Annotated in this window: 21 protein-coding genes and 1 pseudogene; 11 read left to right on the top strand and 11 right to left on the bottom strand. The window is 61.7% G+C overall.

The window, feature by feature from the left end; translation table 11 throughout:
* Positions 1-115 precede the first annotated feature (115 nt).
* The 8 genes and pseudogenes from G8767_RS15895 to G8767_RS15860 form a co-directional block, all read right to left on the bottom strand.
* Positions 116-1,135 (bottom strand): annotated as a pseudogene (locus G8767_RS15895) (alpha/beta hydrolase).
* Between the two features lie 69 nt (positions 1,136-1,204).
* Positions 1,205-2,845 (bottom strand): class I adenylate-forming enzyme family protein, encoded by a 1,641-nt coding sequence (locus G8767_RS15890; RefSeq protein ID WP_166810661.1) that lies wholly within the window; start codon positions 2,843-2,845, stop codon positions 1,205-1,207.
* A gap of 9 nt (positions 2,846-2,854) precedes the next feature.
* Positions 2,855-3,559: an ABC transporter ATP-binding protein gene (locus tag G8767_RS15885; RefSeq protein WP_124567899.1), complete on the bottom strand. Its 705-nt coding sequence runs from the start codon at positions 3,557-3,559 to the stop codon at positions 2,855-2,857.
* A gap of 1 nt (position 3,560) precedes the next feature.
* Complete coding sequence (locus G8767_RS15880; protein ID WP_029254813.1) at positions 3,561-4,334, bottom strand: ATP-binding cassette domain-containing protein; 774 nt, start codon at positions 4,332-4,334, stop codon at positions 3,561-3,563.
* Positions 4,331-5,359 carry a branched-chain amino acid ABC transporter permease gene (locus G8767_RS15875; protein WP_166810660.1) on the bottom strand — a complete coding sequence of 343 codons (1,029 nt, stop codon included), beginning with the start codon at positions 5,357-5,359 and terminating at the stop codon, positions 4,331-4,333. The genes G8767_RS15880 and G8767_RS15875 overlap by 4 nt, the downstream gene beginning before the upstream one ends.
* A complete protein-coding gene (locus tag G8767_RS15870; RefSeq protein WP_124567897.1) occupies positions 5,359-6,234 on the bottom strand; it encodes a branched-chain amino acid ABC transporter permease in 876 nt (291 codons plus the stop codon). Before G8767_RS15870 ends, G8767_RS15875 begins: the two co-directional genes overlap by 1 nt.
* Before the next feature lie 15 nt (positions 6,235-6,249).
* Positions 6,250-7,434: an ABC transporter substrate-binding protein gene (locus G8767_RS15865; RefSeq protein WP_124567896.1), complete on the bottom strand. Its 1,185-nt coding sequence runs from the start codon at positions 7,432-7,434 to the stop codon at positions 6,250-6,252.
* A gap of 126 nt (positions 7,435-7,560) precedes the next feature.
* Entirely contained in the window at positions 7,561-8,301 is a 741-nt protein-coding gene (locus G8767_RS15860; protein WP_124567895.1) for a TetR/AcrR family transcriptional regulator, read from the bottom strand.
* Positions 8,302-8,568: 267 nt separating this feature from the next.
* On the opposite strand from G8767_RS15860, the gene urtA reads away from it, so the two are divergent.
* From urtA to G8767_RS15825, 7 genes are all read left to right on the top strand, one after another.
* Positions 8,569-9,825, top strand: coding sequence for an urea ABC transporter substrate-binding protein (gene urtA, locus G8767_RS15855; protein WP_166810659.1), 1,257 nt, complete (start codon positions 8,569-8,571; stop codon positions 9,823-9,825).
* 54 nt (positions 9,826-9,879) lie between these two features.
* A complete protein-coding gene (urtB, locus tag G8767_RS15850) occupies positions 9,880-10,764 on the top strand; it encodes an urea ABC transporter permease subunit UrtB (RefSeq protein ID WP_095970422.1) in 885 nt (294 codons plus the stop codon).
* Complete coding sequence (urtC, locus tag G8767_RS15845; RefSeq protein WP_124567893.1) at positions 10,761-11,867, top strand: urea ABC transporter permease subunit UrtC; 1,107 nt, start codon at positions 10,761-10,763, stop codon at positions 11,865-11,867. Before urtB ends, urtC begins: the two co-directional genes overlap by 4 nt.
* Positions 11,864-12,700: an urea ABC transporter ATP-binding protein UrtD gene (urtD, locus tag G8767_RS15840; protein ID WP_124567892.1), complete on the top strand. Its 837-nt coding sequence runs from the start codon at positions 11,864-11,866 to the stop codon at positions 12,698-12,700. The genes urtC and urtD overlap by 4 nt, the downstream gene beginning before the upstream one ends.
* Before the next feature lie 3 nt (positions 12,701-12,703).
* Complete coding sequence (gene urtE, locus G8767_RS15835) at positions 12,704-13,396, top strand: urea ABC transporter ATP-binding subunit UrtE (RefSeq protein ID WP_050656708.1); 693 nt, start codon at positions 12,704-12,706, stop codon at positions 13,394-13,396.
* A 1-nt stretch (position 13,397) separates the two neighbouring features.
* A complete protein-coding gene (locus G8767_RS15830; RefSeq protein ID WP_166810658.1) occupies positions 13,398-14,087 on the top strand; it encodes a GntR family transcriptional regulator in 690 nt (229 codons plus the stop codon).
* Positions 14,088-14,277: 190 nt separating this feature from the next.
* Entirely contained in the window at positions 14,278-14,811 is a 534-nt protein-coding gene (locus G8767_RS15825) for a hypothetical protein (RefSeq protein ID WP_166810574.1), read from the top strand.
* A 688-nt stretch (positions 14,812-15,499) separates the two neighbouring features.
* Here the strand turns inward: G8767_RS15825 and G8767_RS15820 are convergent.
* Genes G8767_RS15820 through G8767_RS15810 form a run of 3 tightly spaced genes read right to left on the bottom strand, consistent with a single transcriptional unit; the run spans position 15,500 to position 17,370 of the window.
* A complete protein-coding gene (locus G8767_RS15820) occupies positions 15,500-16,105 on the bottom strand; it encodes a signal peptidase I (RefSeq protein ID WP_166810657.1) in 606 nt (201 codons plus the stop codon).
* 10 nt (positions 16,106-16,115) lie between these two features.
* Positions 16,116-16,718 (bottom strand): hypothetical protein, encoded by a 603-nt coding sequence (locus tag G8767_RS15815; protein ID WP_166810679.1) that lies wholly within the window; start codon positions 16,716-16,718, stop codon positions 16,116-16,118.
* Positions 16,719-16,740: 22 nt separating this feature from the next.
* Positions 16,741-17,370, bottom strand: a complete 630-nt coding sequence (locus tag G8767_RS15810; protein WP_166810656.1) for a SipW-dependent-type signal peptide-containing protein — start codon at positions 17,368-17,370, stop codon at positions 16,741-16,743.
* Positions 17,371-17,596: 226 nt separating this feature from the next.
* On the opposite strand from G8767_RS15810, the gene G8767_RS15805 reads away from it, so the two are divergent.
* From G8767_RS15805 to G8767_RS15790, 4 genes are all read left to right on the top strand, one after another.
* Positions 17,597-18,586, top strand: coding sequence for an LLM class flavin-dependent oxidoreductase (locus tag G8767_RS15805; protein WP_039973481.1), 990 nt, complete (start codon positions 17,597-17,599; stop codon positions 18,584-18,586).
* A 9-nt stretch (positions 18,587-18,595) separates the two neighbouring features.
* Positions 18,596-19,792 (top strand): MFS transporter, encoded by a 1,197-nt coding sequence (locus tag G8767_RS15800; protein ID WP_166810655.1) that lies wholly within the window; start codon positions 18,596-18,598, stop codon positions 19,790-19,792.
* A gap of 97 nt (positions 19,793-19,889) precedes the next feature.
* A complete protein-coding gene (locus G8767_RS15795) occupies positions 19,890-20,696 on the top strand; it encodes an SDR family NAD(P)-dependent oxidoreductase (protein WP_166810654.1) in 807 nt (268 codons plus the stop codon).
* Positions 20,693-21,226 carry a carboxymuconolactone decarboxylase family protein gene (locus G8767_RS15790; RefSeq protein WP_166810653.1) on the top strand — a complete coding sequence of 178 codons (534 nt, stop codon included), beginning with the start codon at positions 20,693-20,695 and terminating at the stop codon, positions 21,224-21,226. The genes G8767_RS15795 and G8767_RS15790 overlap by 4 nt, the downstream gene beginning before the upstream one ends.
* Positions 21,227-21,237: the final 11 nt, after the last annotated feature.

The raw sequence follows: 21,237 nt of genomic DNA, 5'->3' as shown, positions 1-21,237 counted from the left end.
GGATCGGATTCACCCAGGCTAGACCAAAAGGACTAGTCGAGAATTACGCGGCAACACACCCGCGGCGCTTTGTCTGAAATGACCATTTCTTTAGCGTCTCAGCATCATCCGACAACTAGCTGGTATGTGCGTCGAGAAACTGAACCGTGCGATCGAGTGCAGTGAGACCGTCGGCATTGTCCAGATCGAACTGATACTCGTGACCGAGCGCCGGAACGTGATCGGCCGGATAGAACAGTGTGTCGACCCCAACTCCCAACCCCGTCAATTTGTCAGCCAACGGTTTCGACTGAGAATCTGTCAAAGGATCCGCGTTGCCGCCGCTGACTTAGACAGGCGGAAATCGATCGGTGACGTAGTTCAAGGTCGACATCTGATCCGCCGCTTCGGTACTCATGAAGTCGCGCACCCCGGTATACGCCCAGAGGGACCGATCAACTCCCCAGCCGATGATGCCTGGCCCGCCGACCATATTCCCGACGTCGTAGATGCCACAGTTGAGGACTACTCCGCGCAACTGATCCGGCCGCAGCGACGGGTTCACGCCCACACGGTCCGCATACGCGGGATCAGTGATGAGAGCGGCGAGCTGACTCGAGAGTTGTGCTCCCGCAGAATCACCGGCGAGAACAATCTTCGTCGGATCAACATGCAGTCGTTCCGCATTCGCGACGACGTACGCGTGAGCGTCGTTGAGCTGCCGCACTGCAGTCGGATAGTGGTGCTCGGGTCCGAGTGAGTAGTCCAGGGACACAACGGTGTAACCGCGAGAGGCCAGCAACTCATAGTACGGCGCGTAGTTGGACTTGCTTCCCGAGATCCAGGCACCGCCATGAGTCCAGATCACCGTAGGCAATGCGGTCGTCGTCGCCGCGGGAAAGTAGACATCCAGGTATGCGTCGTCGTCATCGGCGCGGTACTGCTGGTCCTTGATCGAGTCGACACCATCCGGAGCGTGCTTCTCCAGCGCCTCGGTGACTTTCACGGCGTCGCGATCGAAGACCCAGCGCACGGTGAGCGCGCCGGGTCTCGGGCTCAGTACAAAGGCCAGAACCACGGCGCCGACAAGGCCGATCACGATCCCGAGTGTCCACAGTGCTCGCTTGCGCCATCGGTGCGGTGAAGGATTCGTCATCGGGTTTCCCTCACTCTCGGCACAATGTCCGGATCAGCCTAGCGCGAAGCCGATACCGCCAAAGCGCGATCAGCCGAGTTCAGCGATCCGCCGCTGCGCGAGTGCCTTGACTTCGCCCTTGGCTACTTTGCCGCCTGCCGCCATCGGCAATTCGGCGACCGTCATCACGTACTCGGGTATGTACTCGCGGGTCACTCCTCGGCTCTGCAGCCAGGCGGTCAGGTCCTCCGAACTCAGATCGTCATCGGCGGATACGACGACCGCACAGACCTTCTCACCGAACAGCGGATCGTCGACTCCGACCACGGCAACCAGTTCCACCGAAGGGTGCGCGCGCACGTACTCCTCGACTTCGACCGCGGAGATGTTCTTGCCGCCTCGAATGATAATGTCGGCCTTGCGCCCCACCACCCGCACCCGCCCGGTCTCGTCGATCTCGACGATGTCGCCGAGAAGCATCCAACCGTCGTCGGTGTACAACTCGTCGTTTGCATCGACGTCGCCCCAATAACCCTGGCACATCAGCGGGCCGTTGACCGCAGGCTGACCGCGACGGACCGAGCCGGTCACTTCCTTTGCTGCATCGTCGAATACACGAACTTGCATGCGATCGATGACGTGGCCGCACGTCTTCAGTCGGGTATCGGAACCGTCCGAAACCGTCGTCACCGAGACGGCGCCGGTTTCGTTTGATCCGTAGAACTGCAGGACAGCCGCTCCGGTACGTTGTTCGAAGGCCAGTGCCTCCGAATACGGCACGGCTTCACCACCGGTGAACATGAAACGAAGTGACGAGAGATCGGCGGATTCCGCGGCCTCCGAACGCAACAGCATCTTGAATTGTGTACTCACACAATTCAAAGCGGTCACCCGCTCGCGCTCGATCAACTCGATCATCACCGAAACGTCGAAGCGCTCCATGACGACATTGCGAGCACCGAGTAGCGCCGGCAGGAAATGCGAAGTCCAGAGACCGAATCCGAAAGGTGCCGGAACCGCGCCGAGGAACACCTCATCCGGACCGATCGCCGCCGCCTCGGCGGCAATCTCGGAGAAACCAACCCAACGATCCTCGGTTTGTGTGACCAGTTTGGGCAGGCCCGTCGTGCCGGAGGTCGAGTTCAGCATCGAAACGGCTGACGTGACAAAACACGGACTGGTTGCGGGGAACTGCTTTAGCTCGACCGGCAACGAGGTGAGTTCGCCGTGTGCGCTCACGCGTTCGAAACTCACGTCGGCGCGTTCGTCGGCGAAGACGACGTCCAGTCCGGGATGCTCTGCCCGCAGACTCGCGACGAGTTCGGCGGTATCGACGCCTCGCAGCGTGCGAGTGGTGACGAGTACGGAGGCTTCCGAGCGGGCGATCAGATGAGAGATCTCGCGAATGCCCGAGCGCGAACCGATTCCGACGGCGACGCGGCCGGTACGAAATGCTGCGCAGAGAGCCGCATGGAATACAGCGGTGTCGGGGAGCAACACGGCTACATGTCCGTACCCCTCACCAGCTAGATCCAGCGCCGACGCGATCGCATCGGCAGCGGCGTCGTACTGTTTCCACGTCACCCTCGATTCCGGAGTAACGAAGGCGGTTTCGTCCGGGATGGTCTCAGACCAATGCCTGACCATTTCGCTGATGCTGACGCCGGCGAACCGGTCCGGATTCGTGGCGAATTCACCGACGGTGAAGTCGAGTGTCTTCGTTTCAAGCATGATCGTCGATCATCTCCCGTCGGCGCTGAGGACGCCCATCGATTGTTTGTACGCGTTGTCCAGTGTCGCTGCGGAATCGCATTCGCGGACGAGTTCGCCGCGCTGCATGACATATCCGCGGTCGACAACCGATTTCAGTGCAGTAAGTGCCGGTTCCGTCACGATGACGGTCACACCTTCGGCGGCCAGACCCCCGACCAGCGCTCGCAGCTCCGCGACGATTTTCGGTGCCAGTCCTGTCATCATCTCGTCGAGGAGCAGCACCTTCGGGGTTTCCAGAAGGGCCCGCCCCAGAACCAACATCTGCTGCTCACCACCGCTGAGGACCCCGGCATAACTCTCCGAGCGTTCACGCAGGATCGGGAACCTCTCGAAAGCTGTTTCCACGGCTTCGGCTTTCAATCCCAGCAGGTCTGCGCCGACGCGTAGGTTCTCGCGAACGGACATTCGCATGAACAGTTGCCTGCCTTGGGGAACGTAGGCAAATCCGCTGCGGACACGATCCAGTGCCGATAATTTCTGGATCTCTCGACCATCGAATCTGATTGTCCCGGTGGCGGGAACCGAGCCGTAGATGGATCCCGCCAAGCTGGTCTTGCCTGCACCGTTCGGTCCGACGATCGCCGTCACTTCTCCGGCGGGGGCGACAAGGGAGACTTCCCGGACGGCTACAGCGGATCCGTATCGAACTGTGACTCTGTCGAGTTCGAGCATGTCAGGCGCCTTCCTCGTATTCGGAACCGAAATAGACTTCTCGCATCGCGTCGCTGGCCAAGCACTCCTGCGGTGGTCCGTAGAACGCCACTGATCCGAAATTGAGCAGCACGATCTTGGTGGCGAGCGCCGCGATGAGATCGACGTTGTGATCGACCAGGACTACTCCTTTGCCCTGCGCGGCAATCGATCGCACGGCACCGGAGATGGCAGCGATGCCGTCGTGATCCGCGCCGGCAAACGGTTCGTCCAACAGGAGAACATCGGGTTCGGTCGCCATCGCCCGCGCCACCTCGACCAGACGCTGCGCGCCCAAACTGAGATCCCCGCAAGCACTCTCGACGTCGGTGACCGAGTATCGCGCAGCGATCTCCCGGGCCCGCTGCGCTGTCCGGTCCCAGTTCTCGAAAGGTCCTTTGATCGCCCACCACAGCGAGTGCAGCGGTGAGGTGATCTTGTGCCCGTACAGTCCCGGGATGATGTTGTCGACGGCGTCGAGTTCCGCCGCGAGCTGCGGATGTTGAAACGTGCGCGAGAGCCCTTGCCGTGCACGGCGCTCCGACGGCCCGGTCAAGGGAGCACCGGCGAGCGCGACGGTTCCGGAGTCTGCTTGCTGGGTGCCGAAGATGCAGTCCACGAGTGTGGTCTTGCCTGCCCCGTTCGGGCCGACCAGGCCGATCACCTCTCCCGGTCCGACGCTGAACGAGACATCGTCGACAGCGCGGACGCCGCCGTAGGACTTGTGGAGCCCGCTCACTTCGAGTAGCCGCGTCATCGATTGCCACGCTCCTTGTACAGACGGTTCATTCGACCGAGAACGTTCTGACTCCACCCGATCACCCCACCAGGCGCGACGATGAGGATCACCAGGACGGCTCCGGCAAGCAGGAGTTCGCCGCTTCCCTGGTAGCCGGGCATGTTCAGCGTCACGATCACCACGATCAACGCACCGAGCGGAGCACCCCACGCCGAACCGCGACCGCCGATGATCGGCATGAAGATTGCAAGGAAAACAATACTGAGAGTGAAGGTTTCAGGGGTGACAGCTTGCACCGACACGGTGAACAGCGATCCGCCGGTCGACGCGATCGCGGCACCGATCGCCAGCGCCACGACGGTCAGGTGCGCAGGATTGACGCCGGAAGACCGTGCGACATTGCGATTGTCGCGGGCAGCTTGCAACATCAGCCCCCACACCGATTTCCGGAGTCGATCGACAGCGACCGCGATCAGACACACGAACAAGATCGCGAACACGACCAATGCGTAGCGCGGTGGCTCCCAGCCGAACATCGTCACAGTCTCGACGCCCGAGATCCCGGCCGACCCGCCGGTGAAACTCGGCCCGTCGATCAACCAGTGCTCGAAAGCGATACCGAACAACAAGGTCACCGCGGCAAGGTAGAAGCCGGAGAGTTTCTGCGTTGCCAAGCTGAGGAGTACTGCAACCGCTGCAGCGGCGAGGGCGCCGAGAATCCATCCCCACCACATCGACAACCCGGTCCGAACCGAAATCAGCGCAACGGCATACGCGCCGATCGCCGCGTACGCGCTGTACGCCATCGACAATGATCCCGCGAGCACGAATGGCACGTACATTCCGAGTGCGATCAGCGAATACGTCGCAGCGAGGAACACCAGATCCTGCCGGTACAGACTCGGACCCATCCACAGAAGCACGGCGGCAACCACGGTTACGGTGATCAGCGCTTCTCGTGACACGGCGAGCATTCTCGTCCGGGAACCGCCGGCCGTAGTGGGCGGACGTGACGTCAGCGGACTGGTAGAAAGCGAGGCCATCAGACGCGAACCTTCCTCGAGAGCAAGCCTTCCGGACGGAAAGCGAAGAACACCAGGGCAATCAACAGAATGGCGGTTTGAGCAGCACTCGCACCGAAGTAGTACGGGGCGAATACCTGGACGACGCCCAACACCATTCCGCCGATCAGCGGAGCCCAACTCCGGCCGGTACCACCGATGACGAGTGCGATGAATGCCGTCAGCGTCCATGACAGACCGCTCGTGAACTGAACACCGGCCTTGGGAGCGAACAGAAGTCCGGCGACGGCGGCGATCACGCCCGCGAGGGTGAACGCGATGAGGCGAACCCGATCCACTGGCAAGCCCAGGACGCGGGCGGCATCCGGACTGTCGCCGACGGCGCGAAGCAGACGGCCCGACGTGGACCGGTTCAGCCACAGTCCGATACCGACGAAGATCGCTGCGGTACCGACGACGAGTACAACGGTCGAGCTGTCGACGGTGGCACCGAGCACCGATATCGGATCGAAGTCGAAGATCTTCTGCCCGGGAAGTGGTGTGCGGCCGAAGACGGTGCCGGCGAGCTGCTGGATCCCGAACAGTACTGCCGTCACCGCCACCAACGCCGGTAGTTCACCCCGACCCGAACGCTTCTGAACCTGTTTGACCACAAGCTTTTCCGTCAGGACCGACAGCGCCACCGCCACCGCGGTCCCCAGCGGCATGGCTATCCAGAGAGCGAGCCCGTAATTGATCGCGACCCAACTCGACGCCATGGCCGCAGCCATCGCGTACGGACCCATCGCAAAGTTGAAGAAGTCGGCGCCGACCACCACGAGATACATTCCGAGGGCTATCAGAGAGAAGAAGGCACCGATCTCGATGGCTGCGAGCCACAGTTGTGCATCTGTCATGTCAAGGCTCCTCGGTTATCCGCACGGGGGTTGGTAGGAATCCCACGGATGGGCCGGTTTGTTGTCCTCACCGAATTCGACGAGCACCAGTCCGCAGAGGCTGTCCGGCGCCAGGTGATCCTGAGGGGAAAACGACAGCGTCAATCCGTCCTGGCCGAAGCTCGCGGGAAGTGCCGAAACCTGTTGAAGAGCATCACGAACGGCCGTCCGATCTCGGTGGTCGCCGGCAATCTCGATGGCCTCGGCCAACATCATGACGGCGTCGTACGCCTGAGCGTCGTAGGCGGTCAGTTGATAATCAGACCCCTTCACCGCCTGCACCTTGCTACGCAGTTCGGCGGTTCTCGGGTTGTTCTCACTGAGCGAGCCCATGTACACCATGCCGCTCAACGCCTTCGGGTCTGCCAAAGCCCAAGATGCGGGTTGGTTTCCGATGGAAGCGAGTGAGAAGCGTTGCGTCTGCGGGGTGATCTTCGACAAGGTGTTGTGCGCGAGGATTTCGAAGTGCCCGCCGATACTGGCGACCAGAATCGCGTCCGGTTCGGTTTCCGCGAGACGTGAGACCTGTGCGGTGATGTCCGCGGCATCCACCGGCGCCTTTTCGACGCCCGTCACTCTCGCGCACTTCTCGAGCGCCGGCCGCAGGGTCTTGATGATTCCGTCGATGGATGCACTCGCGTCACCGAGAATTCCCAGAGACTTGTACCCCATCTTCTCGAAAGCCCCGCAGTACACCTGGGCGTACTGCTTCAAGGAGTTCGGAATCATGAACGAGTAGTCGTTGTCGGGCGCCGAGGCGAAGGCGTCGCTGAGAACGACCGGAGCGATCGCGGGAATCTTCGACTGCTGGAGAATCGACTTGGCCTGCAGCACCGACCCGCTGCCGGTGGCGAGGATGACCGCACTGGACCCGTGATCGACCAACTTCCGAATGATCGACGGGGTCTTGGTGGGACTGCTCTCGTCATTCTCGACAACCAATTCGACCTGCTTGCCGTTGATTCCGCCGGCCTGGTTGATCAGGTCGACGGTCATCCGCACGGTCTTTCCGGCGATCGTGCTGTACGACGCACCGGGCCCGGTGGAATCCTCGTCCAAACCGATGACGATGGTGTCTTCAGGAATGACACCGGCAGATGCGCACCCGCTCGCCCCGAGGACCACTGCCGCGCAGACGGCGATCGCCTTTCCGAGTCTCACATCGAACTCCCGTCCAAACTCTGCTTGGTAAATCAAACAAACGCTTGATTTACGAGTGTGGACAGAAATATGCACTGGGTCACACCGATAGTCAAAATGCGAACTACATGCGCACGAACTGCGGTGTTACGGCTTCTGCAGCTGCCGGATCGAGGAGCTGAGTTCGCGAATGACGGACTTCAATTCGTCGACATCCGAACGGAGTTCGGCAAGTTCAGAGTCGGGAGATTCGGTCTGCGCTTCCTTCTTCGCCGTGCGCCGCGCAATGCGTGCCACCGGCTCGCCGTCGACGGAACGTGCGGCAAAGCCGTCCAGGAACACAGAAATCAGATTGCGCTGCAGATCTTCGGCCAATTCGGAAAGCTGCGGGCGATACTGCGCGACGGTGGACCAGACGGATTCACGCAGGAGACGGTGAAACTGCTCGGGATCGATGTCTTCCCGAAACTCCCCGTCGGCAACTCCGCGCGTGATGGCCGATCGCCAGTAACTGTGTGCCTTCTGAACCAGAACGGTGATGGGCGCGTCTGCCGGCTGCGACGAAAGTATGGCTTCTCCCTGATACACCTCGGTGGCATACGGGTGATCGACCGCGGAGGCGAAAGACACCGAAACCATCGTGGCCAGGCGATCTCGGGCCGAACCTTCCGGCTCGATCGAGTCCTCGTACCGGACGTTGAGATCTTCGAGGAACCGGACGACGATCTCGTTGGCTATCGCGTCCTTGGAATCGAAGTAGTGATAGAGGCTGCCGGAAAGGATCCCGACTTCGTCGGCGATGTCTCGCACCGTCGTCGCGGCGATTCCCCGCTCACTGAACAGCTTGGCCGCATGAGCGAGTATTTCGTCCCGTCGGGTCGAGCGCACGAGAAGATCCTTCCGACGTTCCGATCGTCAAGCGAGTGCTTGATCAATTTCTCGTCGATGCTAACACCGCACCCTCTCTGACCTGCGGTGTGAGGTCCTGGATACCCAATCGAAACACCGGACACACACTTGTCACCGACAGTCATTCCACCGCAACAACTTCCACCTACTCTGTGCACTCGACGAATACAGCGTTGTATACGCACTCCGGATACAGATCTGTCAGAGCCATTGTCTGCCAGAGCCATCGACACGAAAGGCCCGTACATGCGAACCTTCTCGAAGCGCACCCTTGCCGCGCCGGCCGCTCTCGCCGCGCTGGGCTTGGTTCTCACCGGCTGCGGAAGCAAGGCAACAGACACCGCATCGGGAGATTCGACGGCTACGTCGTGCGTCGACACCTCGGGGGACACGATCAAGGTCGGTTCCCTGAATTCACTCTCGGGCACCATGGCCATCAGTGAAGTGACGGTCCGCGACTCCATCTCGTTGGCGGTGCAGGAGATCAACGATTCCGGCGGTGTGCTGGGCAAGAAGATCCAGATCGTGGCCGAGGACGGCGCGTCGGAGCCGACAGCGTTCGCCGAGAAGGCCGAGAAACTGATCAGCAGCGATTGCGTCGCAGCAGTTTTCGGTGGCTGGACCTCCTCGAGCCGCAAGGCCATGCTGCCCGTGTTCGAGGACAACAACTCGCTGCTCTACTACCCGGTCCAGTACGAGGGACTGGAAGATTCGAAGAACATCTTCTACACGGGTGCAACGACCAACCAGCAGATCATCCCGGCTCTGGATTACCTGAAGGAGAAGGGCGTCAAGTCGCTGTATCTGGTCGGCAGCGACTACGTGTTCCCGCAGACCGCCAACCGCATCATCAAGGCGTACGCGGCAGCAAACGGCATCGAGATCAAGGGCGAGGATTACACGCCTCTGGGTTCGACCGACTTCTCCACCATCGTGAACAAGGTCCGCACTGCCGACGCGGATGCCGTGTTCAACACACTCAACGGCGATTCCAACGTTGCGTTCTTCCGTGAATACTCGAATGTCGGCCTGAAGCCCGCCGACATGCCCGTCGTCTCCGTCTCCATTGCGGAGGAAGAGGTCGGCGGTATCGGAGTCCAGAACGTCGAAGGCCAGCTGACGGCGTGGAACTACTACCAGACCATCGACTCCCCTGAGAACAAGAAATTCGTCGCGGCGTACAAGGCGAAGTTCGGCCAGGACAAGCCGACGTCCGATCCGATGGAAGCGGCATACACCTCCGTCTACCTCTGGAAGAACACCGTCGAGAAGGCCAACTCGTTTGCGGTCAAGGATATTCAGGACAACGCCGACGGTGTGACTTTCCAAGCGCCCGAGGGACTCGTCACCATCGACGGCGACAACCACCACATCACCAAGACTGCTCGGATCGGCGAAATCCGTTCCGACGGACTGATCTACACGGTCTGGGATTCGGGACAGCCGATCGAGCCGGATCCGTACCTGAAGAACTACCCCTGGGCCGAGGGACTCGGCAGCTGATCGACGAAAGGCGGAATTGACGGAATCGACGAGTAGAGAGGTGGAGCGTCTGTCATGGATGTTGTGATCGGGCAGTTGTTCACGGGTTTGAGTATCGGATCGATTCTCCTGTTGGCAGCGTTGGGATTGTCTCTCACGTTCGGGCAGATGGGTGTCATCAACATGGCACACGGCGAGTTCATCATGGCCGGCTCGTACACCGCATACGTAGTGCAGCAGGTGATTTCGAATGCAACGGGATCGTTGATCATTTCTCTGCTCGTCGGTTTCGTCGTCGGCGGACTGATGGGTGTCGTGCTCGAAGTGGTCTTGGTATCGCGGATGTACCACCGCCCCCTCGACACTCTGTTGGTGACATTCGGCGTCGGATTGATCCTTCAGCAATTGGCACGAGACATCTTCGGGGCGCCGGCAGTCAATGTTTCAGCACCGACGTGGCTTTCGGGCGGAGTCGATATTTTCGGCGCGGTGGTACCGAAAACCCGCATCTTCATTCTGGTGTTGGCGATCGCAGCGGTGATCGCGCTTTCGGTCGCACTGAAGCAGTCGTCGATGGGTAGACGCATCCGGGCCGTCGTACAGAATCGCGATCTGGCCGAGACGAGCGGAATCTCTTCTCGTCGTACGGACATCACGACCTTCTTCCTCGGTTCCGGGCTCGCCGGAGTCGCGGGTGTGGCGTTGACGCTCATCGGTTCCACCAGCCCGACCATCGGCCAGTCGTATCTGATCGACGCCTTCCTGGTTGTTGTCGTCGGCGGTCTCGGTCAGATGAAGGGAGCCGTGATCGCAGCCTTCGCCCTCGGCATCTTGAACTCGTTCATCGAGTACTCGACGACGGCGTCGATCGCGAAGGTGATCGTGTTCGTCATCATCGTCGTCTTCCTTCAAGTTCGGCCACAGGGCCTGTTCGCAGTCAAGACGAGGAGCCTCGTATGAGCATCCTGAACAACTCCCGAATTCGGGTGTGGGGCGGTTTCGCACTCGCCGCAATCGTGCTGTTCGCCATCGCTCCGGCTGTGCTCTCGGACTTCAGACTGTCACTGTTGGCCAAATTCCTGTGCTTTGCGATAGTCGCTGTCGGCATCGGTTTGGCTTGGGGCAGAGGCGGAATGCTCACGCTCGGCCAGGGCGTGTTCTTCGGAATCGGCGCATACGTGATGGCGATGCACCTCAAGATCGCCGATGCCGAACTCAAGGGCGACGCGGTCCCGGACTTCATGTCCATCGCCGGCAAGACCGAACTTCCGGGATACTGGCAACCGTTCGCCTCGCCATTCGTGGCGATCTTCGCGATCCTTTTCCTGCCGGCCGCTGTTGCCTTTCTGCTCGGGCTCGGTGTGTTCAAGCGGAGAGTCAAGGGCGCGTACTTCGCGATCCTCTCGCAGGCACTCGCCGCGGCTTTCGCGATCCTCTTGATCGGCCAGCAGTCGATCGGTGGCAGCAACGGCCTCAACCGCTTTCGCACGTTCTTCGGTTTCAACCTCAATGATCCGGCGAACAAGCAGATGTTGTTCTTCATCGCCGCCGGAGTTCTTCTCGCATCGGTCGCCCTGATTCGCCAGCTGATGAACTCCCGATACGGCGAACTCCTCGTCGCCGTCCGCGATCAAGAGGAGCGCGTACGTTTCCTCGGATACGATCCGGCGAACATCAAACTGGTCGCCTACGTGACCGCGGCGTTCCTCGCCGGTATCGCCGGCGCGCTGTTCGTTCCGATCGTGGGCATCATCTCCCCCGCCGACGTCGGGATCGTCCCGTCAATCGCCTTCCTCATCGGGGTAGCGATCGGCGGCCGCGCAACGCTTCTCGGCCCGGTACTGGGTGCGATCGGCGTCGCGTGGGCACAGTCGACGTTCTCAGAGAAACTCCCTTCGGGATGGATCTACGCACAAGGGTTGATGTTCATCGTCGTTGTCGGGTTCTTCCCGGCAGGTGTGGCCGGACTGTTCGCCCTGATGCGCCACCGCAAGAAGCGTGAGACCCCGGCCGACCCACCGGTCAAGGTCTCCGAACCCCAACCAGTGGAGGTGTCGTCATGACCAACACAACCGCCACCAGCGAACCCACACCGGCACTGGGCGGCAACGCCGGAATGTCGTCCGAGTACCTCGAAGTACGGAATCTTTCGGTCAGCTTCGACGGTTTCAAGGCCGTCGACGGCGTCGACTTGACCCTCATGCAGGGCGACCTCAGGTTTCTCATCGGCCCGAACGGGGCTGGAAAGACAACGCTGGTCGACGCCATCACCGGACTCGTTCCCGCGACGGGTTCGATCACGAAGTCCGGCGAGCAGCTGCTCGGCAAGAAGGTTCACAAGATCGCCCGTCTCGGCGTCGGACGAACCTTCCAGACGGCAAGCGTCTTCGAAGAGCTCTCGGTACTGCAGAATCTCGATATCGCGGCCGGAGCCGGCCGATCACCGTGGAACCTGCTCAGAAAACGCAAAGGTGTGCTTCCCGAGATCGAAGAGGCTCTGGAGACAACTGGGTTGGAGCACCTCAGGAACACTGCCGCGGGCATCCTGGCGCACGGGCAGAAGCAGTGGCTCGAAATCGGAATGTTGTTGGTACAGAACTGTTCCGTGCTACTGCTCGACGAGCCCGTCGCAGGCATGAGTCTCGAGGAGCGCGAGGAGACCGGAAACCTTCTGCGGCGCATCGGCGGTGCGCGAACCGTCGTCGTGGTCGAGCACGACATGGACTTCATGCGATCCTTCGCCACGTCCGTCACAGTGCTCGCCGCTGGGAAAGTACTCGCCGAAGGAACTGTGGCGGAGGTCCAAGCCGACCCCAAGGTGCAAGAGGTCTACCTCGGCACAGCCGCTGCCGGAACAGATCTCGGCGCCGACACCGAACCGACCCCGGAGGACTGAATCATGCTCGAACTCGTCGACATCCGCGCCGGCTACGGACGTACCGAAGTGATCCACGGCGTTTCCCTGCTGGTTCCCAGCGACGGGGTTGCGGCAGTCATGGGCCACAACGGTGCGGGTAAAACCACCTTGCTACGCGCCGCCGTCGGACTGATCAAACCCACACGGGGAAAGGTACTTCTGAACGGTGAGGACATCACCGGATTACGGCCGAGCGCCCGCGTCGCTCGCGGACTCGCCTACGTACCCCAGGGTCAGCAGTCGTTCGGACAACTGACGACGGCCGAGAATCTTCGGGTGGTCGCCGACGGGCGCAAACGCGGAAAGGCACTCATCGCAGAGGCATTGGATCTGTTTCCCGCTCTCACCACACTCCTCGACCGGCGCGCGGGACTTCTCTCCGGCGGGCAGCGACAACAGCTTGCCATCGCTCGCGCCCTGATCACCGAGCCCAAGATCCTCATCCTGGACGAGCCGACCGAGGGCATTCAGCCCAACGTGGTCGCCGAAATCGAAAGGACCGTCATGGAACTCACCGAACGCGGCGATCTCGGTGTCCTCCTCGTCGAGCAGCACATCGGTTTCGCACTCCAATCTGCGCAGCATTACAGCATTCTCGCGGCCGGACACGTGACCTCGACCGGTGAGGGCGGCACCACGTCCACCGACGCGGTTCGTCGAGCGATGGCAATCTGACATGAGTGTGCGCCCGCCGCTGCGCGAGCAGGTCTATCGGTCGATCCGAAACGATCTGATGACCGGTCAGATCGCACCCTCCGAACGGCTCGGCGAAGAACGGTTGGCTCATCTGTACGGTGTCTCGCGAACACCGGTGCGCGAAGCGCTCGCAAAGTTGGAATCCGACGGGCTGGTCGAGCGCGACGAACACGGACTCTTTCCGTACCGTCCGCACCTCGACGAGTTGGGTGGCCTCTACGAGCTGCGCATACTCCTCGAAGTGCACGGGCTCCGTCGGGTACTCGACGGTGAGGCCCCCGCTCATGATCGAGACGCGCTCGGTTCCGAGCTCGACAGGTGGTACGCGTTTCGCACACAGATGCCGGTACCGGACGCCGGTTTCGTGACGCTCGACGAGGAGTTCCACATCGCGCTCCTCGCCTCGTCCGGAAACCACGCGTTGGTCGACGCTCTTCAGGCCGTCAACTCGAAACTGCGCCCCGTGCGGATGTTCGACTACCTGACTCCCGACCGTATGAAGGCCACCGTGGACGAACATATCTCCGTCGTCGAGCTGGTGCTCGACGGCAAGATTCCGCAAGCGCACGAGGCACTGGTATCGCACATCGACATCTCTCGCACGGTCGTCCTCGACCGCGCTCGGCAGGCCCTCTCGTTGGCCGCAATGGCCAACGCTGTGCGGAACTGATCAGCGTCGTGTCGCTGACTTCAGGGTGACTACTTCGGTGACGTGGTCTCTCGTCAGGGGGACCAGCAGGTACTCCCCCGCTACGGTTGGCTGCGGGCCGAGTTCAGAACCGGGGACCGTACCCGTTGTGCCGTCCGAGCATTCGACTGCAACTTCGCGCGAGTAGTCCGCATCAGGAGCAACCTCGCAGGTGAGTCCGTCATCCGTGGTGAAGGCGGAGATACTCGAACCGACCGGCCCCTGGATTACTGTCCCGATCGGGTCCGCCGGAGCCGGTGTACTCGTGGTTGGTGTAGCCGTCGTTGTCGGGGTTGCCGTCGTTGTCGGGGTTGCCGTCGTTGTCGGGGTTGCTGTCGATGTCGGGGTTGCTGTCGGTGTCGGCACAGACGCGGTGGTCGTCATCCCTGCAGTGTTCTCAGCTGCCGTGTTCTCAGCTGCTGTGGTCGAAGAAGTCGTCGATGACGGGGGTTCGCTCACCGAAGTAGGCGTCGGGCTGACCGCACGCGCAGCAAATCCGGTTGGGAGGCTCAGCGGCGTGACCGGGTATGTCGCGCTGCCAATTCCGCATTGGGCCGTTACAAGATTGAACGCGACGTTTGTGGTGCCCAGTATCTGCGCCCCCAGAATCGCAAAAGCTGCCATCGAAAGACTCACGCTCAGCGTCGATTGCGCCGTTGTTGCCGTGGACGTTCGCGTGCTCACGAGCTTGATGTTCGTGTATTGAATCGTCGCCAATCCAGCGGCATTCACAGTGGCGTCCGCCCCTGTCACCGTCACCGATGCGTTCTCGGCAGGCTGTGGAATCGTGAGGACGCGAGATCCCACCGTCACCTGATTCGTAGGGCTACTCGCCGATACCGATGCCCTGTTCGAGATATCGCACGCGGCCCCGGCCGTAATCGGCGATGCCACAGTGACTATCGGCGCACTTACCAGATCAATCCCCAGTAGAGACAGCAAGTTCACTGTCACGGTCATCGATGTGAGTGTCGACGTCGAATCGGTATCCGAAACAATTGCCGACTGGCAGCGGCCGCTCGCAGGCTGCCCGACCGAGTAGGCAGCGCACGACGAGATCGATCCGGTCCGGGACAACGAGTTGACACCCAGCAGCTTTGCAACCACCAGATTGGTTGTGTCCAGGTCCTTTCCAATCGTGTTCTGTTGTGAAACACCTTCGAACATCGAACTGCCGAAAAGATCGATCACGATTCCGCCACTGGACAACCCGAGCCCGCCGGCGCCTCTGCCGTACCCACTCGTCGTCCATGAGCCGGTGGAAATCGGGCCGGTAACGTACTCGGAGTCTGTCCACGCCGCGTCTGTCTCACCGAGTAGTGGGTGAGACGAGAAACCAGAGCCCAGAACAACCGCAACTGCCAATACGATGATTGAGAACAGGTGGCGACGCTTCATTGTCTACCGCCGTCTGGCGGTAGAAGAACCTGAATGGGTTCGGTTTTCGGGTCGGCCGAGTCGGCATCGTCGTCATCGGTATTGCGCGGCCAGAATACGGCGACCACCAAAGCGGCCATGGTCAGCGTGATCGCACCCAGAACAAGAGGATTCGAGAAGTAGACGATCACCCGCGCCAATCCCGGAACGTGCCAGAGCACCTTTCGGACCGTGGTGACCTCGTATACCGCGGGATCAGCCGAGGCGTTGGCATCACCCTTGAGATCGAGAATCGTGATGCCGTTGTCCTGGGTACGAGCGGAGACGACCCGGTGGGTCACCGGCAGTTCGGACACTCCCCGATCGACGGTGACGACGTCGCCAACCTCGACGGAATCCGCAGGTACTTCACGCACAACGGCGAGCGAACCCGTCGGAATGGTCGGCGACATCGAACCCGTCTTGAACATGATCAGTGTGATGTCGAAGGCGAAGGCACAGATCACCAAAGCGATACAGATGACCCCACCGACTGCAAGAACCTGAAGGATGCAGTCCCCGATGAGCGTGGGGACCGAGCGCTTCTTCGTCCGGGCATGTGTTGTCCGGGCACGTGTTGGCATTGCAGCTCCTTCAGGGTGTTGCACTGAACTGCCAAGTGGGAGTTGCCGTCTTACTGATCAACGCCGGATTACTCCAATTCGCCGAGGTTCCGGGCAGTGAAATCTCGAAGCACAGCGCCACCGGAGCTCCCGGGGACACTCCACCGGTGGGTAGCGCGATGGCCCCGGCTGAGGAACCAGTTGAGAGCGACGGAAACACCGTCGCACTTCCCACCACGAATTGTGGTGTTCCCGTGGAGAAGGCTGACGCATCACAGGTCGTCGACTTGACCACCCGATACCGCAGCGCCGACGCCAGAGTGGGGTCGCCGGCAACCGTGGCCGCCTGCAGAGTGACGGATGCGGCCGGCGAGACCGGCACTGTTCGAAGCGATATCGGGCCGTACGAGAACGCGCCGGGGCGAATCAGGAGCGCCGAGGGTGTGTACGTGAAAACGCCAGGGCCACTGGATGAATGCGACGACCATCCACCGCCGACGTTCGACTCGATTCCGAATGTTCCAGTGCGAAACGATGCATCGCCCATCGTGCTGTCCACCCAACTGGCAGCCACGGTGGTTGCACCGATACCCAGGACGAGTCCCGAAGCCGCTAGTGCGTACACCTGACGCATTCGCCTTGTGACCACGCAGGCGTCAGGGGGTGGACTGGCCGGTGAACTGCCAGAGCAAGCGCCCGGTGTTCTTGCCCGACACGATCGAAGGGTCGACTCCGGCAGGCAGCGTGACCGCGAAGCACAGTTCCACCGGCACACCCGTGCCCAGCAAGGCGACGTCCGAACCCGAACCTGCCGTCAAGGCCACCGGACTGGCTGTGGTGCCTACCCATGCTGTGCCTGCTCCAATTCCCGCCGCCGTGCAGGTCGTGGAGGGGACACCTCGATACACCGAGTACCGCAGAGCAGGTTTGAGGTCGGCATCACCGCCTGTCGCACCGAGTAGTTGTACCGTCGCGCCGGAAGTGCTGGCCGTGGGACCGATCCGAAGCGCTACCGGCGCGTATACCGTCGTTCCGGGTGAGAGTGCGTCGAATCCCGTGCTGAATTGGAAGTGGCCGGCGGAAGCGTCCACTTGATACTCACCCCAGGTCGTCAGTCCGTCGAAGCTGCCCTGGAGATTCCAACTTCCCGTCTTGAACTGCGCGTCGCCGAAAACATTGTCTGTCCACGCCGCCAAGGTGACAGCGGCGCCGATACCGAGGACAAGTCCTCCGGCAAGCAATGCACGTACTTTGCGCTTGTTTACAGCCTTCCGATCAGTGGTCATGCTGGTCTCGATTCACTTGGAATGCGAAAGAACCTCCGATTCGGGAAATCTAGCCCCCACTTTCACCCGAAATATCCGAAATGACCGAAATTGAGACAAAGACTTGATGCCTTCTCCTCCCGCCGCCATCCGTGGGCGTTGACCAGGGGGAAATAGGAAAGCCGGCCAGATCGTTGCACCTTCCAACGACACTTGCGTTCTATTCGCTGAGAAAGGCACCACATTCATGGCCGTCCCACTTTCCATCCTCGACCTCGCCCATATCGGCGACAACGAAACCGCCAAAGACAGCTTCGACGCCAGCGTGACCTTGGCGCAGCGAGCCGAGGAGTGGGGCTACAAGCGAATCTGGTATGCCGAGCACCACAACATGGGTTCCATCGCGTCTTCGGCAACCAGCGTTCTGATCAGCCACGTCGCCGCGCACACCAGCAAAATCCGCCTCGGCGCCGGTGGCATCATGCTTCCCAACCACGCACCGCTGACGATCGCCGAGCAGTTCGGCACGCTCGAGACTCTGCACCCGGGTCGCATCGACCTCGGCCTCGGCCGCGCGCCCGGTAGTGATCAGAAGACGATGCAGGCTTTGCGACGCGACCCGAGTTCTTCCGACAGCTTCCCGCAGGACGTACTCGAGCTTCAGGGCTACCTCGGCGACACCTCGCGCGTCCCCGGAATCAATGCCGTTCCCGGTAAGGGCACTCACGTTCCGCTCTACATTCTCGGATCGTCACTGTTCGGAGCCAAGCTCGCCGCGATGCTCGGTCTCCCGTATGCATTTGCCTCGCACTTCGCCCCCAACGCCCTGCGCGACGCCGTCGCAATCTACCGACGCGAGTTCAAGCCGTCGGAGCAATTGGCGGAGCCGTACGTCATCGCCGGCGTCAACGTCATCGCCGCCGACACGCACGAGCAGGCTCAGCAGGACTTCCTCGCGGCCAAGCGTTCGCGCGTCAGTCTTCTTCTCGGACGCGGGCGCAAGTTCACGGACGACGAAGCGGACATGCTGCTCGACTCCCCCGCCGGTCAGCAGGTTCTGCAAATGACCAAGTACAGCGCCATCGGCACGCCTACGGAGGTCCGCGCCTACCTCGACGAGTTCACCGAGCATGCGCAGGCCGACGAGCTGATCACGGTGTCGACCGGCACCAACCGCGAGGCATGGTTGCGCACGTTCGAACTCCTCGCCGACGTGAGCGATCTGGTGCCCGCCTAAGCTGCCGGTATGGGCGATCCATCCCGTCGCGGGTTCATCTCGGTACTGGCCGTACTACTTTCGACGGGTTGGGCCGCCAACCACTTTGCCTCGCTCATCCCGGTTCTCCGGGTGGACGAGGGCCTCTCTCATACCGTGCTCGACGGTGTCTTCGGTATCTATGCGCTCGGACTCCTACCCGGCCTGTTGACCGGTGGAGCAGTGTCGGACCGCGTCGGCCGAGCTGTAGTCGTCCTTCCCGGAGCACTCATAGCCTCGCTCGGAACCGTGATTCTTCTTCTCTGGCACGACGCGCCCGGGCTCATGGTCGGGCGCCTCGTAGTCGGTATCGGTGCCGGTCTGGCAATCGGCGCCGGTACCGCGTGGGCAGCTGACCTTCGCGGCAAGTCCGGAACCGTGATGGCGGGCGTCGTACTCACCTCGGGCTTTGCACTGGGACCACTGTTTTCGGGTCTGTTGGCACAATTTGCCGCCTTCCCACTCGCTACGCCCTTTGTCGTCTCGGCCGTCTTGTCGGTGGGTTCGGTTGCCGCGGCGGCTGTGTGGAGTCGTACTCCTGCTCCCACCAAAGCTGCGACGTTCACACAGGTTCCCGACCGTGCAGAGCGGTCGGGAACCAATGTGAAGGGCGCACTGCTCTGGGCACTTCCGTTGGCGCCATGGGTGTTCGCCAGCGCAACAGTGTCTTTCGTGACCATGACGGCCAGGCTCGGGGACCGCTACTCCGGTCCTCTCCTTCCGGGTTTCGCTGCGGCGCTGACCTTGGGTGCTGGAATCCTGGTTCAAACTGCTGCGCGCCATCGCAATTGGGGTCCTCAGGCCGGCACGGTCGGCGCCGCGCTGGCGGCGCTCGGATACCTTCTGGTCGCGGTCGGCGGCGCACGCCCCGCGCTCGGGTTGTTCATCGTCTGCGCGCTCGTCCTCGGTACGGCCTACGGACTGTGCCTGCGTGAGGGACTGCTCGACCTCGAGTCGCTGGCTCCCCCGGCCTCGCGGGGCGCCCTGACCGGGATTTTCTACGTCGGCACCTATCTCGGATTCGGACTGCCGGTGCTACTGGTTGTCATCGAACCCACGATGGGTCCGTCACTGCCGTTGGTGATCCTCGCCGCTGTTGCCGCCGTCGTTGCCGTGGTCCGATTCCGTCGATTGCGGTCGACCCAGGCTTCCACGTCACATCCGCGTCTCGAAGCCGCATCGGTCTGAACACCCGTTCGGACGGAGTTGGCGGTACTTGCAGTCGCAGCTACCCGGCGGTGTTAGCGTCGGAGGACAAGAAGGTAACTGCGTAGGGACACAGCACATGGGCAAGAGCGAGGCGGGCAAGGCCGAATCGGCCAAGAGCAGTGGCGACGATCTGACGGGTCGGCGCATCCTGATCACCGGCGCTGCCCGCAATATCGGTTCTTCGCTGGCCAGACGCCTGTACGACCGTGGTGCGTCCGTGGGACTGCTCGGCCTCGAGCCGGAACTTCTCGAGCAAGTCGCCACTTCCTGCGGCCGCGCGCCGTGGCAGTTGTGCGATGTCGCCGACCCCGAGCAGGTATCTCGCGGCGTCGACTACATCGCTGAGAAGTTGGGAGGCATCGACGTCGTCGTGGCCAATGCCGGCGTCGAGGCGAACTCGTCGATCCTCGGCGGAGACGTCGAAGACATGCGTCGCGCAGTCGAAGTCAACCTAATGGGCACGTACTACACCCTGCGCGCAGCGGGTCCCCACATCAGTCACGAAGATGGTTACGCCCTGGTGGTCGCCTCGGCCCACGGCGCGGCGAAGCACCCGTTCCGCGGACCGTTCGGTGCTTCGCGCGCCGGTGTCGAAGCGTTGGGCGACGCGTTGCGCTTGGAAATGAAACACCTTGGTACCAAGGTGGGCGTCGCGTATATCGGAGACATCGACACCGATACCACCGCACTCTCTTTCGACGGCGCTCGCGGAACCCTCGCCAGCGCCGGCACCACGACCGTCGCCGACGCCGTCGACGCGTTCGAGCGCGGTATCGTCGGCCGGAAGTCACGCGTACACGCGCCCCGCCGCAGCGCTGCGGTTCGCCACATCGCGCAACGAGCTATCGACCTCCGTCCCTCTCACATCCGTGGAGTCGCATGAACCCCCGCATCCCACCCGGCCGATTCAAGGACCTCGGTCCGATCAACTGGGGAATCTGGCGCGTCCTGTCGAAGGCTGCCGGAGCACCCGATGCGCATCTGTTCAGCACCTTGGGGCGCACGGGCGGACTCTTCCGCGGTTGGCTGCACTACTCCGGCTCACTCATGCCCGGCGGCAAGATCTCTCGGCACGACACCGAACTGATCATCCTGCGGGTCGCACATCTGCGGGACTGCGGTTACGAGATCGATCACCACATCAGGCTCGGCCGCAAAGCCGGAATCGACGCAGAAGAACTGGCCCGAATCATCGAGGGCCCTGGCGCTTCCGAGTTGAGTCCGCGTCACCGTGCGATCTTGACTGCGGTAGACGAGTTGGTCACCACCAAGGACATCACCGACGACACGTGGGGAACGCTCTCGCAGCATCTCGACGATCGTCGGTTGATCGAATTCACATTGCTGGTCACCCAGTACGACGGCCTGGCCACCACGATCGGAACCTTGCGGGTTCAGCGCGACTTCTCCTGAAGTTCCGCGGC

Source organism: Rhodococcus sp. IC4_135 (assembly GCF_011602025.1).
GTDB classification, from domain to species: domain Bacteria; phylum Actinomycetota; class Actinomycetes; order Mycobacteriales; family Mycobacteriaceae; genus Rhodococcus_F; species Rhodococcus_F baikonurensis.
Note: the sequence above shows the minus strand (reverse complement) of the source record. Positions and strands in the feature narration are given on the sequence as shown.

Coding starts and splice junctions, on each gene's coding strand:
- G8767_RS15890 (WP_166810661.1), bottom strand. CDS start 2,845: ATGCTTGAAACGAAGACACTCGACTTCACCGTCGGTGAATTCGCCACG.
- G8767_RS15885 (WP_124567899.1), bottom strand. CDS start 3,559: ATGCTCGAACTCGACAGAGTCACAGTTCGATACGGATCCGCTGTAGCC.
- G8767_RS15880 (WP_029254813.1), bottom strand. CDS start 4,334: ATGACGCGGCTACTCGAAGTGAGCGGGCTCCACAAGTCCTACGGCGGC.
- G8767_RS15875 (WP_166810660.1), bottom strand. CDS start 5,359: ATGGCCTCGCTTTCTACCAGTCCGCTGACGTCACGTCCGCCCACTACG.
- G8767_RS15870 (WP_124567897.1), bottom strand. CDS start 6,234: ATGACAGATGCACAACTGTGGCTCGCAGCCATCGAGATCGGTGCCTTC.
- urtA (WP_166810659.1), top strand. CDS start 8,569: ATGCGAACCTTCTCGAAGCGCACCCTTGCCGCGCCGGCCGCTCTCGCC.
- urtB (WP_095970422.1), top strand. CDS start 9,880: ATGGATGTTGTGATCGGGCAGTTGTTCACGGGTTTGAGTATCGGATCG.
- urtC (WP_124567893.1), top strand. CDS start 10,761: ATGAGCATCCTGAACAACTCCCGAATTCGGGTGTGGGGCGGTTTCGCA.
- urtD (WP_124567892.1), top strand. CDS start 11,864: ATGACCAACACAACCGCCACCAGCGAACCCACACCGGCACTGGGCGGC.
- urtE (WP_050656708.1), top strand. CDS start 12,704: ATGCTCGAACTCGTCGACATCCGCGCCGGCTACGGACGTACCGAAGTG.
- G8767_RS15830 (WP_166810658.1), top strand. CDS start 13,398: ATGAGTGTGCGCCCGCCGCTGCGCGAGCAGGTCTATCGGTCGATCCGA.
- G8767_RS15820 (WP_166810657.1), bottom strand. CDS start 16,105: ATGCCAACACGTGCCCGGACAACACATGCCCGGACGAAGAAGCGCTCG.
- G8767_RS15815 (WP_166810679.1), bottom strand. CDS start 16,718: ATGCGTCAGGTGTACGCACTAGCGGCTTCGGGACTCGTCCTGGGTATC.
- G8767_RS15810 (WP_166810656.1), bottom strand. CDS start 17,370: ATGACCACTGATCGGAAGGCTGTAAACAAGCGCAAAGTACGTGCATTG.
- G8767_RS15805 (WP_039973481.1), top strand. CDS start 17,597: ATGGCCGTCCCACTTTCCATCCTCGACCTCGCCCATATCGGCGACAAC.
- G8767_RS15800 (WP_166810655.1), top strand. CDS start 18,596: ATGGGCGATCCATCCCGTCGCGGGTTCATCTCGGTACTGGCCGTACTA.
- G8767_RS15795 (WP_166810654.1), top strand. CDS start 19,890: ATGGGCAAGAGCGAGGCGGGCAAGGCCGAATCGGCCAAGAGCAGTGGC.
- G8767_RS15790 (WP_166810653.1), top strand. CDS start 20,693: ATGAACCCCCGCATCCCACCCGGCCGATTCAAGGACCTCGGTCCGATC.